The organism is Kribbella sp. NPDC006257 (assembly GCF_040613535.1).
Taxonomy (GTDB): Bacteria; Actinomycetota; Actinomycetes; order Propionibacteriales; family Kribbellaceae; genus Kribbella.
The window spans coordinates 185,074-201,100 of sequence record NZ_JBEXSJ010000013.1 but is presented as its reverse complement, the minus strand read 5'-3'; the positions used below and the strand labels follow the sequence as shown (position 1 = coordinate 201,100).

Sequence of the window (16,027 nt, the reverse complement as noted above, 5' to 3'; positions counted from 1 at the left end):
CAAACGGTCACGCTGCGTGATTACGCTGGTCAGAGGCGTCCCAGCAGGTCAGGTAGAGGCCGGAGAAAAACCAGGTGAACAAGGGATGGCATCCCTGATATGGGCGCTCAAAGGTGCAATCCAAACGCCCGGATGATCACCTTCAGGGTGTTGCCAACGCAACTTCAGGACAGTCGAATACTGGTGACATCACCCCCGGCGAAAGGCAGGGTCAAGGCATCGAGAAAACCACGACCAAGCTGGGGGAAACACCATGAAGAATGTCCTCACCACCGCCCGAATTGCCATCGTCGCGACCGCTGTCCTGCTCGTCGGGGCCGGCGCCACCCTCTCCTCGGCCGTCGCCGACCACGGCACCGGCACCCCCGCCACCGTCTCGGTGGCCGGTCCGGACCGGCCGGGCTGCATCGGTTGCTGGGAATAGCCGGAACCGATCGAGCCGAGACGATGATGATCAGGTTCCAGCTCCTCGGCCCGATCGAGGTCACCCGGGGCGGTGAGCGCCTCGCCCTCGGCGGGTCCAAGATCCAGACCGTCCTGGCCACGCTGCTGCTCAGCCGTGACCAGGTGGTGTCGGACTCGACGGTCTCCGAGATGCTCTGGCGGGGGAAGTTGCCGAGCACCTCCAACGCCCAGATCCAGACCTATGTCTCCCGGCTGCGGAACCAGCTCGGTCCTCAGGTCGAACTGGTCCGCCAGCGCGGCGGGTACCTGCTGCGGGCCCCGGGCGCGTGGGTGGACCTGGACGAGTTCCACGCCCACGCAACGACCGGCCACGCCGCACTCACCGGCGGCCGGTACGCCGACGCGGTGACCTCGCTGCGCTCGGCGCTGGCCCTCTGGCGCGGTCACGCGCTGGTCGGTGCCACCGAATACCTGGCCGCGATCGAGCAGCCAGGGCTCGACGAAGCCCGTCTCGCCGCCGGTGAGGCGCTGATGACCGCCGAACTGGCCCGCGGCAACCACCACCGGGTGGTCTCCGAACTGGCCGCGATGGTCAACCAGCACCCCTTCTCCGAACGCGTCCGCGGACTGTCGATGCTCGCGCTCTACCGCTGTGGCCGGCAGGCCGAGGCGTTGTCGACGTACGACGCCTGCCGCCGGCACCTGGCCGAAGAGCTCGGCATCGACCCGGGTGAAGAGCTGAAGGATCTGCACCAGGCGATCCTGGAGCAGAACGCCGACCTCACCGCCCCGCCAGTGGTCGAGGTCGTCACCCGGCCGACGCCGACAGCGCCGGCCCAGCTCCCACCCGCACCCAGCGACTTCACCGGCCGTACTGCCTTTGTCGACCGACTCGACTCCGTACTTCGGGCCGGCGGCGGTACGGCGGCAGTGGTCGGCCTGGCGGGGACCGGCAAGACCGCCCTTGCCTTACACGTCGCGGATCGCATCCGTTCCGAGTTCCCGGACGGACAGCTTTATCTGGACTTGGCAGGGAGTACGCCGGATCCGATGGAGCCGTCCACCGCACTCGCCGAACTGCTGCACTCCTTGGGAGTGACCGAAGCCGAGTTGCCGGCGGGTCCGTCCGAACGCACGCAGCTCTTCAGGCACTTGGTGGCTGGGCGACGGCTCCTCGTAGTACTGGATGATGTCGCCGATGAGCACCAGGTTCGCTGGTTGCTGCCAGGTGGCGGGAAGAGCAGTGTGTTGCTGACGTCGCGGGCTCGGCTGGCCGCGCTGGAAGGCGCGACGCGGATCAAGCTCGGTGGATTCAGTACTGCGGAAGCTGTGCGACTGCTGGATTCGCTGGCCGGTCCACGGCACGGGTCCGACTCGCCGGTCGCCGTACGACGGTTGCTAACGGCAACTGGCCGGCTGCCGCTGGCGATCCGGGTGGTCGCTGCGCGGCTCGCGGCGAATCCTGATCTCACGGTGACGCAGTTGGTCGGCCGGTTGAGCTATGGCTTGCAGCCGTTCGACCAGTTGCGGCTGGGCGATCTGGATGTCGGCGAGCGGATCGAAGCGTCGTACGAACAACTCTCGACGGCACGGCGGCGGGCGCTGCGGTTGATGGCGATCGGGCTGACCGGCGAGTTCTCGGTCTGGCATACCGCAGTACTGCTGGATGCTCCGTTGGCCCAGGTACACGATCTGCTGAACGCGTTGGCGGAACGGCATCTGGCCGAGGTCAGCGACAGCCGGATCGGGCAGCTCGACCTCTACACGATCCATCCGCTGGTCCGCGCCTACGCCAGAGAACGCGCCCTCGCCGAGGAAGCCCCCCACGAACGCGGCGCCGCCCTCGAACGCATCCACCACACCCCCCACACCTGGCAATCCGCCGCCTAAGTACCAACAACCCAAGCCACCGTTCATCCAAGAGAAGTGGGGTTTCATGACCACCTGGCTTGTTCGCCTTGATCCACCCCTCGACGCGACCGGGCCACGCGTTGCGGTGAAGGATGCGATCGACGTCGAAGGTCTGCCGACCACCGCGGCCTGCCCGGCGGTCGGCGACGACGCCCAGCCCGCTCTCGCCGATGCACCGGTCGTCGCACGAGCCCGCGCGGCAGGAGCGGTCTTCGTGGGCAAGACCAACCTGACCGAGCTGTGTCGCCCGCCGGACGGGGTCAACCCGTGGACCGGTACGCCGCGCAACCCGCTCGACCGCTCTCTGGTCCCGGGTGGATCCTCGAGCGGCTCAGGCGTGGCGGTGGCCAACGGCGAAGCCGACATCGCGATCGCCACCGACACCGGCGGTTCCAGTCGCCTCCCCGCCGCCTGCTGCGGAGTAGCCGGCCTGAAAACCACCACCGGCCGACTCCCCCTCGACGGCGTCTTTCCCTTCGCCCCAACCATGGACACGATCGGCGCGATCGCCTCAAACGCGAGTGGCCTCGCCCAGGCAATGTCCCTGCTCGAACCAGGCTTCGAGCTCACCCCGTACGACGGGGCGATCGGCCGGCTCCGGCTGCCCGAGATCACCATCGACCCCGCCATAGATCAAGCCGTGGACGAAGCCCTGGCAGCCTCCGGCCGCGTGATCATCGACGTACCGCTGACCGGCTGGCTCCGCGCCGGTGTCGCCGCCGGCCTGATCATCAACGCCGAGGGCTACCAGGCCCACCAGCACCTGCTCGACGGCGGCCGGATGAGCGACCGGGTCCGCGACTGGATCACCCGCGGCAAATACCTCGACGACGAAATGATCACCGACGCCCGCGAACTGGGCCGCCAGTTCCGCACCCAGCTGGACATCTTGCTGAACCGGTACGGCGTACTCGCCCTCCCCACGATGATCAGCGCACCGCCCAAACTCGGCGAAGAATCCCGCTACGACTTCACCGCCCTCACCGCCCCCCTCAATCTCACCGGCCACCCCGCCGTAGCTCTCCCCATCGCCGGCCCCGGCCCAGTCCCCCCATCCCTCCAACTAGTCGGCCCCGCCAACTCCGAGCCCCACCTACTCTCCCTAGCCACCACCTTCCACCAGTAGCCCCGTCCCCGCGAGGCTCCTACATCCGCTTCGCTCCCCACCCCCCAGCTACGGACTCCTACGTTCGCCCGCACGCTGCCTCGCCCCTCAGTCAACCCACGCCACCTCGACGCATGACCGGGCCGGAGTCGGGCCGTGTGTGGGCTCTACCTTCGGCTGAGCGCGGCGGCGATCGGGGTGAGCTTTGCGATGAGTTCGTCGAGTTCGTCGGCGCTCAGCACGTCGTAGGGCGGAGCTGCCAGCTCGTCGGTCAGGTCCTCGATCCGCTGTCTGATCGTCCGGCCAGCGTCGGTGAATCCGCCGGTGGCATCCACGAGGCCGCGGCTGCGGAGCCCGTCGACGACAGCGGCCAACTGGGCCTTCGGGAGGTGGTGGGTCCGGCTGAACTTCTCCGCCGGCGTTCCGATCGAGAGCGCGGTCAGGACGTGCGCCTCGGTGCCACCGATGCCGTGGGCAACGAGTAGGGCGTTGTGGCCGTCCCCGCGATACTCCCGGAGCAGCGTCGCCGCATGCCAGAGCCTGGCGACCGGCTCCTCGGGGACGTCGAGTGCCCGGAGTCCGGCGTACAGCGGCCTGCCCTCGGTCGGCGGGCTGACAGCTGCCCGGGTGAGGAGCTCGGCGACCCGCACCAGATCAGCAGAGTCGGCGAGTCCCCCGATCCTCTGCCGAAGCGTGGCGGCGCTACCACGCTCGCGCACAGCGATCGCCTCCGCGGGCGTCGTCTTCCCTCACACCCACGGGATGTGCCGCGCAACCTCCCCTTCGGCAAAGTTGTAGAAGACCGCATGTACCACCTCAGCCGACACCAACCCCAGCCGACCAGGCAAGCCCTTCCTCACCAGACACCTCCCGTCGGTCGGTACGCCCTTCTATGGTTGACGGCATGACAGGGGCAGGGACGGGCAAGGTGCTGTGGCATTTTGTGATGTCGTTGGACGGGTTCATCGCGGGGCCGAACGCTGACGCAGTTGGATGGATGAGTGGGGCGACCTTCCGGCCTGGAGTGGATGCGGAGTACGCCGGCAAGATCGGCGCCGTAGACTGACGAGTCGCGGCGCGAGGGTGGCGGGGTGACCTTCCTGGACTGCGATGTCACCGAGGCGGTCCGGATCGCGAAGGACGCGGCGGGCGGGAAGGACGTCGTGGTCTTCTCGGCGGACATCGGCCGGCAACTCCTGGAGCGCGGCCTGCTCGACGAGATCGACCTGCACGTCGTCCCGGTCCTCCTCGGCGAAGGCACCCGCCTGTACGAAAACCCCGGCGGTACTCCGATCCGGCTGGACCTCTTGGACAGCGACGACCCAACAGCCACTGTCGACGTCCGGTACCGCCCCCGCCGCTAGCAGAGACCCCGGGCGCGGGGGGATGGCGCCCGCGGTCTCTTGGAGGGACGTCAGCGGATCATGACGTGGGAGTCGGCGGGGCGGAGGTGGCGGGAGGTGCGGAGGTCTCGCATGGAGAAGGTTCGTTGGAGCCAGCGGTCGCGGCCGTCGTAGCGCGGGGTGAAGCTGGTGCGGCCGTGGACCGAGACGCGGTTGTCGACGATGGCCAGGTCGCCGGCTTCGAGGTAGATGGTGTCGGCGGTGGCGGCCAGGGTGCGTTGGAGTTCGCGCATTGCCTCGACCGCGTCCGGGCCGAGCGGCTTCGTGGCGGCGAAGTCGACCAGCATGTCCGGGTCGTCGGGAGCACCGCTGAGGATGCTGTGCGGCTCGGTCAGCTGGCCGCCGTCACCGAACGAAGGCGGCGGGGACGTGATGTAAATCGGCCGGAACAGCGCCTCGACACACTCCTTGCTCAGCTTGTCGAGCGCCTTGCGAATGCAGGACACCCGCAGCCCGGCGACCTTCTCGTGATCGGCGCGCAGACAGAGCAGCAGCACGTAGTCGGGCTTGTGGGCGTGGAACGCGTTCTCGTTGTGGAACGAGAGCATCACCGACCCCTCGTTACCCTGAAAAGCTTCGCTCCCCGGAACCGGTACGACGTCATGCACCAGCGCACCCGACTTCTCCGCCAAATAGGCAGCCGGGTCACCCAGCCCACTCGCAACCAGAGTCAGCAGAGCGGCCGGAACGGTCCCCTCCTTCTGAATCGAGCCGCTGAACGCAGGAGTGTCCGGAATCGTGTCGGGATCCACCGGCAACCCGCGGACCAGGAAGGCTCCGCCGGCACCTGAGTCGCGGCGGAACTCCGCGAGCCCCTTCCGGAGTACGGCGGGCAGGTCGTGGTAGCCGTCCCGGGCAGCGTTCAGCCAGGCATCGGAGTTGACCCAGCCGTCGCCGTCGGACACGACCCGGCGGGCGACCTGCTCGGCCAGTTCGTGCTCGTCCGGGCCGAGGATCACCGGACCCGCGGTCCTGGCGTCGAATACTTGTTGCAACAGCGAGTTCATCGTGCACTCCTTAAAGGATCTTCATCTGGGGTCACGCAGCAGGTGGTTGAAGTGCCGGTCAGTCGCCGTAACCACCCCACTCGACCAGCAGCCGGTCCTGCTCGGCCTGGCTGACCGTGCCGAGTTCGGCGATCGGACCGGCGTCCGGAGCCGTCAGTTCCTGCAGCAGCTCGATGTAGCGGCGCAGGTGGTCTTCGGTCTCGGCCCGGCTGAACGCGTCCGGCCGGGAGTCGAGGTTCAGCTGGAAGCCGTCCTCGCCCGGGAACACGCTGAGCCGCAGCGCGAAGTGGGTGTCGTCGCGGGCGTCGATGTGCACCAGCCGGATCCCGTTCACCGACAGCTTCATCACGCCGGCGTCGATCGGGTAGTTGAAGAACACGACCGTGCTGTCGAACAGCGGGCTGAGTCCCGCACCGGCGAGGATCTCGCTGGTGCCGAGCTGGTGGTGGTCGGACAGCGCGGTCTGCTCGTCCTGGAGTCTGCCCAGGAACGCTTCCACGTCGTCGTCGGAGCGGGTCCGGACGCGCACCGGAATGGTGTTCACGAACAACCCGACCATCTGCTCGATCCCGCTGATCTCCGGCGGCCGGCCCGACACCGTCGTACCGAACACCACGTCGTCGCGGCCGGTCAGCCTGGAGAGCAACAATCCCCAGGCCGACTGGATGACGGTGTTCACCGTGACGCCGGTACGCCGAGCCAGCGCGCCAACCGCCTCACCCAGCGAAGGATCCAGGTGCTCCGTTACCCGCTCCGGCAGCACCGCGTGCCCTTCGGCAATTCCGGGCGCGACCAGTGTCGGCTCGGAAAGCCCTGCCAGCGCTGCGCTCCAGGCCGTCCGGTCGCCCTCGAGGTCCTGCTCCGCCAGCCACTCCAGGTAGTTCGTGTACGCCGCGACGCGGGGCAACTCGGTGCCGGCGTACCCGGCGAAGAGTTCGCGCAGCAGCACCGGGATCGACCAGCCGTCGAGCACCAGGTGGTGGTTCGTCAGCACCAGCCGGTGCAGCTCCGGACCGAGCTTGATCACCACGAACCGCAGCAACGGCGGCCGCTCGGGATCGAACTTGGTCAGCTGCTCGGCCTCCAGCAGCCGCAGTACTTCGGCCTCCTGGGTCAGCTCGTCGAGCGCGCTCAGGTCGACCTCGGTCCACGGCACGTCGAGCTTCTCGTGCACGACCTGCAACGGGTTGCCGAGCGCGTCGTGGGTGAAGCCGGCCCGCAGCGTTTCGTGCCTCGCAAGCAGGTTGTCGGCGGACTGATGCAGAGCCGGTACGTCGAGTTGGCCCTCCAGGTCCATCCAGATCCGGCCGGTGTAGAGGTCGATCCCCTCCCCCTCCAGCAGGGAGTAGTAGAGGAAACCCTCCTGCAGTGAGGTGACGGGGAGAAGCGACTCCAGGTCGGGGTGCTTCGCCTCGAGCAGCGACAGCCGCTCCTGGTCGATCTTCACCAGCGGGAAGTCGGACGGTGTGTGCCCGGAGACCTCCGCCGCGACGAGTTCGCCGAGCGCGTCCCACCAGAGCTGGGCGAGCTGGTCGATCTCGTACGACGTGAGTACGCCGTCCGCCCAGGTCCATTCGGCCTTCAACTGTGGGCCGTCCGGACCGTCGAGCACCATCGCGTTCAACTCGATCGCGTGGTTCATCGGCATCCGCGGGTCAGCACCCGGGATCAGCCCCGCGCCACCTGGCACGAGCGACCAGTCCTTCGCCGCCGGCGACTCCACCCGCCCGAGATAGTTCACGATCAGTTGCGCGCGACCGCTCTCGCTCTCCGCCGTCCGCCCTTCCTTCAACTTTGTTGCTGTACGCAACTCTTCTTTGACGGCCTTCAGCGTCTTCCCCGGGTCGTCGTCCACGGCGGTCAGCCGAACCGGCGTGACCTCGGTGAACCAACCCACGGTCCGGGAGACGTCAAGCCCCGGTACGGCGTCGCGGCCGTGCCCTTCGAGGTCGACCAGCACCGACTCGTGCCCGCGCCACCGCTTCACCGCCAGCGCGAGACCAGCGAGCAGGACATCGTTGATCCCACCGTGAACCGCTTGGCTCACCTTGGTGATCAGCGGGCTGGTCTCGGCCGTCGGCAGGACAAGCTCGATTCGTCCCGCGTTACCGACGACGTCGGAAGCTTCCAGGGGCCGGCTGCCCAGCAAAGGCTCAAGGGACCGACGATGGGGGACACGCCGGGTAACAAGGGACCAATGATCATCGGAGGGGTTGGGGGGTGTGGGCAGGTGGGTGGTCCAGGTGGGGAAGGAGGTGGGGACGGGGGGGAGCGCCTCGCCCTGCCAGGCGGCCAGGAGGTCTGGGAGGAGGATGCGCCACGAGACACCGTCTACCGAGAGGTGGTGAACCAGCACGAGCAGTCGGCCCGACTTGGACGGGCCGGCGTCGAACCAGACCATCTGCAGCATCGTTCCGTCGTACGGCGCCAACCGCTCTCGCGCAGCCTCAGCCGCTTCGACTTGAGCCGCATCCAACTCGGCAGCGCTCAGTCCCGCGATGTCAACCCGGGTCACCAGCGCAGCCGCATCCACCGATCCGACAGCTCGCGACTCCAACTGCCAGGGCGAACCTTCCCGTACTACGAACCGCAGCGCGTCGTGGTGATCCACCACCTTCTGCAGAGCCCCGGTCAACCGCTCCAACCCAAGCTCCGCAGGCACCTGAACAAGCACCGACTGGTGGAACCCCGACCAAGCATCGCCGGTTGCCGCAAGAGCAGTCTGAAGCGGAGTCAACTGCACAGGACCCACCTCTGCATTACTCACACTGACAACTGAATCCACACTTGCCACCGCGGCGAGCTTGGCGACCGTTTGGTGGCGGAAGACGTCTCGCGGTGTGAAGGTCAGGCCGGCCTTGCGGGCTCGGCTGACTAGCTGGATGGACATGATGCTGTCGCCGCCGAGGTCGAAGAAGCCGTCGTCGACGCCGACCTCGGCAAGACCGAGGACCTCGCAGAACAGGCCGCGGAGGAGCTTTTCGGCCGGCTTTTGTTCGATGGTCTGGTCGACCGTCGTGACGGCGGCGAGCTTTGCGACTGTCTGGTGGCGGAAGACGTCTCGCGGGGTGAAGATCAGGCCGGCCTTGCGCGCCCGGCTGACCAGCTGGATCGACATGATGCTGTCGCCACCGAGCTCGAAGAACCCGTCCTCCGGTCCGACCAACTCGATGCCCAGCACCTCGGCGTACAGGCCGGCGAGGGTCTGCTCGATCGAACTGCTCAGCACCGATCGCGATACCGACACAGGGGCAGCCGGTGCGGGGAGGGCGGCGCGGTCGAGTTTGCCGTTGGGTGTCAAAGGCAACGAGTCGAGCGGGACGATGGTGCTCGGGACCATGAACTCCGGCAGCGACTCGGCCAGGTAGTCCCGCAGGTCGGCATCGGAGGTGGCGACGACGTAGCCGACCAGGCGCTTGTCCCGGACGACGACCGCAGCGTGCTGGACCGACGGGTGCGCAGCCAACGCCGCCTGGATCTCGCCGAGTTCGACGCGGGCGCCGTTCAGCTTCACCTGATCGTCGACGCGGCCGAGAATCTCCAGCCGGCCATCGGTCGTCCAGCGAACCTGGTCGCCGGTGCGATAGACCCGACCGTCGGAACGGAAGGGATCCGGAATGAACCGCTCCGCAGTGAGTTCCGGCCGCCGCAGATACCCACGAGCAACGCCGGCACCACCGATGAACAGCTCACCAGGAGACCCAGTCGGCACCACAGCCAGCTCTTCGTCCAGCACGTAGAGCCGCACGTTGTCGTGCAGTCCGACCTGCCCTTCCACCGAAGCGATCGGCACCCGGTGCAGCCCCTCCAAAGCTGAAGCAGTGACCCGCCAAGCAGTCGAGTCGATCGCAGCCTCGGTCGGTCCGTACTGGTTGTAGAACTCCACCCAAGGCAACCGCTCGAGCACCTGCCGAGCCAGCGACACCGGCAACTCCTCGCCACCGGACAGCAGCACCCGCAGCGAAGTGCACTCCTCCAGCCCACCCTCGGCGAGCATGACTGCCAGCATCGACGGCACGAAGTACACCTGCGTGACCTGCTGCTTCTTGATGGTCTCCCGCAGGTACGCCGTATCGAGGTGCCCGCCAGGCTTGGCGATCACCAACCGCGCGCCCTGACTCAACGGCCCGAAGATCTCACCGACAGAAACATCGAAGCCGGTCGGAATCTTGACCAGAACAGAGTCCTCCGGCGTGTACCGGAAGTACGCCCGCTGCGTCCAGTGGAACCGGTTGACCGCACCGCGGTGCGTCGCCAGCACCCCCTTCGGCCGCCCGGTCGACCCGGACGTGTAGATCAGATAGGCGACGTCATCCGGTCCAGCCCCAGCCGGCAAGTCGTCAGCAGACGCAGAGGCCCAGTCAGCAGAGTCGATCAGTACGACGTACGCGTCGGTCGCCGGCAGGTCGCCGACGAGATCCGACCGGCTGATCACGAACGACGCCTCGGCATCCTCGACCAGGTAGGCCAGCCGGCTAGCCGGGTAGTCCGGGTCGAGCGGCAGATACACGCCACCCGCCTTCAGCACCGCCAGCGCAGCGATGACCAGACCAGCGGACCGATCCACATGGACGCCGACCACCACATCGGGTGCGACCCCCAGGCCGCGGAGGTGCCAAGCGAGTCTGTTCGCCTCGGCATTCAGCTCGGCATAGGTCAGCGACGTGCCGTGGTCTTCCAGAGCAACAGCGGACGGCGTCCGGACAACCTGACGCTCGACCAGCTCAGAAATTGTCGACCAATCGATCTCACGATCAGTTTCATTGCGTCCGGCAACCAGCAGCTCGCGCTCGGCAGCCCCGATCACCTCGAGCGCACCGATCCGCTGATCCGGCGCCTCGGCGACCTGCCGCAATACCTGACCGAACCGCTCGACCAGTTGCTCAGCGGTCCCGCGGTCGAACAGATCCAGGGCGAACTCCAGATGACCGGAGAGCCCGTCCACACCCTCACGGAGCGCGAGCTGCAGATCGAACTGTGCGATCCCCGAGTCCACCGGAGCGTGCGACACCGTCAGACCAGGCAGCTCAACCGCAGCCGGGTCGTCGCTCTGGTACGGCATCATCACCTGGAACAACGGGTGCCGAGCAGTAGAGCGGGCCGGGTTGACGATGTCGACCAGCCGGTCGAACGGCAGGTCCTGGTGCGCGTACGCCGACAGGTTCGTCTCCCGCACCCGGGCCAGCAGATCCTCGAAAGTCGGGTCGCCGGAGGTGTCGGTCCGCAGTACGAGCGGGTTGACGAACATACCGACCAGATCGTCGAGGGACTCATCGGTGCGACCCGCGTTCGGCGTACCGATCGGCACGTCGGTGCCGGCGCCGAGGCGTGTGAGCAGTGTCGCGAAGGCGGCCTGCAGAAGCATGAACAGGCTGACATGGTTGGCCTTGGCAAGCGCCGACAGCTCGGCATACAAGTCCTCAGGCACGGAAACCGGCACGACGTCGCCGCGGTTGCTCGCGACGGCCGGCCGGGGCCGGTCGGTCGGGAGTTCCAGCTGGTCGGGCAGGCCGGCGAGCTGGTCGGTCCAGTAGTCGATCTGCTGGCGGGCACGGCTGTCCGGGTCGTTCTCGTCCCCGAGCAAGTCGCGCTGCCATTGCGCATAGTCGGCGTACTGCACCGGAAGCGGCGTCCAACCAGAAACCTCGCCAGAGACGCGCGCCGCGTACGCCGTGGCGATGTCGCGCGCCATCGGCGTCGTCGACCAGCCGTCGCACGCGATGTGGTGCAGCGTGATCAACAGAACGTGCCGGTCTGCAGCCAGAGCGAACAGAGTCGTCCGCAGCGGCGTCTCGACACTCAGGTCGAACGCATAGCCCGCACCCTCATCCAGACGCGCAGCCAACTCCTCCTCGGCAATGTTTGCTACCGGCAACGGAACGTCAACCGAGTCCAGGACGACCTGATACGGAGTTCCGTTGTCATCGGCAAAGATCGTCCGCAGCGTCTCGTGCCGCTCGACCACATCGGCCAGCGCAGCCCGCAAGGCCTCCACATCGAGCACGCCGTCGAGCGAGACAGCGAAGGCGTTGTTGTACGTTGCCGACGGGCCCTCGAAGCGGTTCATGAACCAGAGCCGGCGTTGCGCGAACGACAGCGGCACCTGCTCCGCCCGCTCGCTCACCTGGATCGGCGGCCGCGCCGCGGTCACGCCGTCGAGTTGCGTCGACAGACCAGCGACGGTCGGGTGCTCGAACAGCGCCCGGACCGACAGTTCCGCACCGAGAGTGGCGCGGATCCGGCTCATCAGCCGGGTCGCCATCAGCGAGTTGCCGCCGAGTTCGAAGAAGCTGTCGTCGATACCGACGCGGACCAGGCCGAGCAGTTCGGCGTACAGGCTGCAGAGCACCTCCTGCTCGGGCGTCCGCGGACCGCGGGACGTGGTGAGCGAGGAGAAGTCGGGTTCCGGGAGTGATTTGCGATCCAGCTTGCCGTTCGGCGAGACCGGCAGGTCGTCGACCTCCATCACCAGGCTCGGCACCATGTACTCCGGCAGCCGCTTAGCCACCGCGTCGCGCAGAGCAACCGGGTCGAGCCCTCCGCCAACCACGTAGGCAACCAGTCGCTGGTCCCCGGTGGACGACTTGTGCACGATCACCGCGGCCTTCGCCACGCCGGCCTGCTGCAGCAGCGCGGCCTCGATCTCACCGAGCTCGATCCGGAAACCGCGGATCTTCACCTGGTCGTCGGCCCGGCCGAGGTACTCCAGGACGCCGTCGGTGTTCCACCGCACCACGTCACCACTGCGGTACATGCGGCTACCCGGTACGCCGTAGGGGTTGGCCACGAAGCGCTCGGCGGTCAGGCTCGGGCGGTTCAGGTACCCACGGGCCAGCTGAACGCCGGCCAGATAGAGCTCTCCTACGAAACCAGGCGGCACTGGGACGAGGTTGTCGTCGAGCACGTAGACCTGGGTGTTCCAGACCGGCCGTCCGATCGGCACCGCGCCGGCGGGCGTCTCGTCGCCCGGCGCAAGCCGGTACTCGACGGAGCCGACGGTCGCCTCGGTCGGTCCGTACTCGTTGACGATCGTGACGTCAGGGTGCGCCTCCCGCCACTCGGTGAGCGCGGAACCCGGCAGGTTCTCCCCGCCGAGCAGCAGCGAGCCACTGCCGAACCGGTCAGCCGAAACGCCTTCCAACAAAGCCATGTGACTAGGCGTCGCCTTGACGAAGGTCAACGGCTCGTCCACCCCGACCACACCGTCATCGAGCGATCCGAGCTGGACACAACCGCCCCGGACCAGCGTCCCGAAGATCGACGTGACGGTCAGGTCGAACGACACCGGCGTATGCAGCAGCGCCTGCCCGTCGAGACCGTCGTACCGCTCCGCCGAGTAGCGCAGATACTGCCCGAGCGCCCGGTGCTCGACGACCACGCCCTTAGGCTTCCCGGTCGATCCGGACGTGTAGATCAGGTACGCCGGACTGCTCGGCGAAATCTCGACCTGCGCAGGCTCAGCAGCCTGATCCTTCAATGCCTCAAGCAACAACGTCGGTACGCCGTGCTCGGGTAGCTCGACCGACTCCTCGGTCACCAGCATGGTGGGCCGGGCATCATCCAGCAGATAAGCGATCCGCTCCGCCGGGTAGGACAGGTCGATCGGCAGGTAAGCCCCGCCCGCCTTGATCACCGCGAGCAGAGTCACCAGCAGCTCAGGCTTCCGCGGCAGCGCAACAGCCACGAACCGCTCCGGCCCGACCCCGCGCTGAATCAGCACCCGCGCCATCCGGTCGGCAGCAGCATCCAGCTCTGCGTAGCTCATCCGCCGGTCAACAGAAACAACCGCCGGCTGACCGGGAACGCGAGCCACCTGTGCGGCGAACATCTTCGGCAGCGTGCTCGCGGTCTCACCGGCGTGCTGCCAGTAGGACACGTCGATGGACGCCTCGGTCGGTCCGTACAGGTTGTGCAGCGGTACGTCGGGCAGCTGGAACCGGAAGTCCTCGGCCAGCTCCATCGACAACGCCTCGCCGGAGCAGAACACCCGCCGCATCCCCGTGCAGTCAGCAGCACCCGGATCGGCCAGGAAAGCGGTGAGCATCGACGGCACGAAGTGCACGGTGGTGACGCCCTCGTCCTGGATCAGCTTCGCCAGGTACGCCGGGTCGCGGTGCCCCTCGGGCTTCGCGATCACCAGGCACGCGCCGACCTGGAGACCCCAGAAGAACTCCCAGACCGACACGTCGAAGCCCATCGGCGTCTTCTGCAGCAGCCGATCCGCCGCCTCCAGGCGGTACTCGGCCTGCATCCAGAGCAGCCGGTTGACGACTCCCGCGTGCGGAACCAGCACGCCCTTCGGCCGGCCGGTCGATCCGGATGTGTAGATCACGTACGCCGGGTGCTCGGGCGTCAGCGCGGTCGTCCGGTCCGCGTCGGTCGGGTCGGTGTCAGGTCGCGACGCGACCAGGTCCTCCAGGTGGCTGTCGCTGAGCAGCAACCGCACACCTTCGGGCATGGCGGCCGCGGCGGTCTCGGTGGTGATGACGAAGGCCGGCTCGGCGTCCTCGACGATGTAGGAGATCCGGTCCGCCGGGTAGCTCAGGTCGATGGGCAGGTACGCCGCACCGGTCTTCACCACGGCGTACATGGCGACCAGCAGATCGATCGAGCGCGGCAACGCCAGGCCGACGACCTTCTCCGGTCCGACGCCTTCGCTGATCAGGTGATGCGCGAGTTTGTTGGCCCGGCGGTTCAGTTGGGCGTAGGTCACCTCGGTGCCGTGGTAGCGCAGAGCGACGGCGTTCGGCGTACGGCGTACCTGGGCTTCGAAGAGGTCAGGGAGCGAGCCGCCGTCGAGCGGGACGGAGGTCTGGTTCCAGTCGACCAGGACCTTGCGGCGCTCGTCGGCCGAGACCAGCTCGATCTGGCCGATCGCCAGGTCCGGCTCGGCGACGACGCGCTCGAGGAAGCTGACGAACCGGGTCTGATAGCTGTCCAGGTCGTCGGCGTCGTAGCGGTCCGCGCTGCCGTCGATGTCGACCCGCAGGCCGGCGCCGTCGTCGTACACGGCGATCGCCAGGTCGTCGATCGCACCGTGCGACAGGTTGTGCAGAGTGGTCCGGTGGCCGCCGAACCGCAGGTCGTGGTTGAAGGCCATCACATTGAGCATCGGGCCGGCGATACCACCCCCGTCGGCGGGCAGACCGAGGTCGTGGCGGATGTCTTCCTGGCGGTACCGCTGGTGCTTGAGGGCTGCGCGCAGAGCCTCGGTGACGACCGGGACCAGCTCGGCCATACTCTGCCGCGGCGACACGGGGACGCGCAGCGGCACGTGGTTGGAGAGCATGCCGGGAGTCGCCAGTGAGAGCGCCGTGGTGCGTGCGGTCACCGGCAGGGTGAGGACCAGATCGGTGAGCCCGGTGACACGGTGCAGGTACGCCGCGGTGACCGCGATCGTCCAGATCGACCAGTGCGTCCCTGCCTTGCGGGCAGCCTTCCGCAGTCGGGTCGTGTCGTCACTCGTCAACGCACCCGAGCTGCGCAGCGGTACCTCGTCAGTGCGCTCGCGGCCCGGCGTCTTCCAGCTCAGCCGCGCCGGGTCGGGCAGGTCGGCCAGCTGGTCCATCCAATAGGTGCGGTCGGCAACGAAGGCGTCGGAGCCGCGGTAGTCGCGCTCCTCCTCGATCAGTTGCGTCAGGGTGCCGAACGGGGACGGCCCGAACGGGCGGCCGGCCACCAAGTCGTCGTACAGCGCGGCCAGCCGTTTCGCTACGACGCCACCTGAATAGCCGTCGAAGGTCACGTGATGGCCGCGCTGGTACCAGATCGCCGAAGCGGCGGAGACGGTGAACAGCACCGTCGCGGTGAGGTCGTCGCTGGTCAGGTCGACCGGGCGGGCCAGATCCTCGCGCATCCAGGCGAACGCGGCCTCGCGCGGGTCGGCCTCCTTGCTGACGTCGATGGTCCGGACGATGGTGTCCGCGACCTCGGTGTGCAGCTCCTGGGTGAGGCCGTCGTCGTTGTGCACGGCCCGCACCCGGCAGGCCTCGGCCTCGAGCGCCAGCTGACGCCAGGCCTGCTCGAAGAGGGTGGGATCCACGGAGCCGTGGATCTCCACGCACTCACCGATGGTGTAGCGGTGCCCGGAACGGTCCAGCTGGTGGGCGTACCAGACGCTGGTTTGGGCAGCCGACAGCGGCAGACGGACGATCGAATTCTCAGCCATGGTCCTCATCGCACGTTCGGTGCCGCCG

At 67.7% G+C, this 16,027-nt stretch carries 8 protein-coding genes; 5 read left to right on the top strand and 3 right to left on the bottom strand.

Features of this window, described 5'->3' with window-relative positions; all coding sequences use genetic code 11:
* Nucleotides 1-253: 253 nt before the first annotated feature.
* Genes ABZ004_RS18420 through ABZ004_RS18410 form a run of 3 tightly spaced genes read left to right on the top strand, consistent with a single transcriptional unit; the run spans nucleotide 254 to nucleotide 3,442 of the window.
* Nucleotides 254-424 carry a hypothetical protein gene (locus tag ABZ004_RS18420; RefSeq protein ID WP_355681074.1) on the top strand — a complete coding sequence of 57 codons (171 nt, stop codon included), beginning with the start codon at nucleotides 254-256 and terminating at the stop codon, nucleotides 422-424.
* Nucleotides 425-447: 23 nt separating this feature from the next.
* The gene (locus ABZ004_RS18415; protein WP_355681073.1) at nucleotides 448-2,295 is read left to right on the top strand and encodes a BTAD domain-containing putative transcriptional regulator; all 1,848 of its coding nucleotides are present in this window, start codon (nucleotides 448-450) and stop codon (nucleotides 2,293-2,295) included.
* A gap of 46 nt (nucleotides 2,296-2,341) precedes the next feature.
* Nucleotides 2,342-3,442 carry an amidase gene (locus ABZ004_RS18410; protein ID WP_355681072.1) on the top strand — a complete coding sequence of 367 codons (1,101 nt, stop codon included), beginning with the start codon at nucleotides 2,342-2,344 and terminating at the stop codon, nucleotides 3,440-3,442.
* A gap of 146 nt (nucleotides 3,443-3,588) precedes the next feature.
* On the opposite strand, the gene ABZ004_RS18405 is transcribed toward ABZ004_RS18410, so the two are convergent.
* Nucleotides 3,589-4,140: a hypothetical protein gene (locus tag ABZ004_RS18405; RefSeq protein WP_355681071.1), complete on the bottom strand. Its 552-nt coding sequence runs from the start codon at nucleotides 4,138-4,140 to the stop codon at nucleotides 3,589-3,591.
* Between the two features lie 185 nt (nucleotides 4,141-4,325).
* Between ABZ004_RS18405 and ABZ004_RS18400 the strand changes: the two genes are divergently transcribed.
* Together ABZ004_RS18400 and ABZ004_RS18395 are read left to right on the top strand one after the other, a co-directional pair.
* Nucleotides 4,326-4,487, top strand: a complete 162-nt coding sequence (locus tag ABZ004_RS18400; protein ID WP_355681070.1) for a hypothetical protein — start codon at nucleotides 4,326-4,328, stop codon at nucleotides 4,485-4,487.
* A gap of 25 nt (nucleotides 4,488-4,512) precedes the next feature.
* Nucleotides 4,513-4,785 carry a dihydrofolate reductase family protein gene (locus ABZ004_RS18395; protein ID WP_355681069.1) on the top strand — a complete coding sequence of 91 codons (273 nt, stop codon included), beginning with the start codon at nucleotides 4,513-4,515 and terminating at the stop codon, nucleotides 4,783-4,785.
* 50 nt (nucleotides 4,786-4,835) lie between these two features.
* Here ABZ004_RS18395 and ABZ004_RS18390 read toward each other — a convergent pair whose 3' ends face one another.
* A complete protein-coding gene (locus ABZ004_RS18390) occupies nucleotides 4,836-5,831 on the bottom strand; it encodes a TauD/TfdA family dioxygenase (RefSeq protein ID WP_355681068.1) in 996 nt (331 codons plus the stop codon).
* A 58-nt stretch (nucleotides 5,832-5,889) separates the two neighbouring features.
* On the bottom strand, nucleotides 5,890-15,999 hold the full coding sequence (locus ABZ004_RS18385; RefSeq protein ID WP_355681067.1) for an amino acid adenylation domain-containing protein: 10,110 nt from the start codon (nucleotides 15,997-15,999) through the stop codon (nucleotides 5,890-5,892).
* Nucleotides 16,000-16,027: the final 28 nt, after the last annotated feature.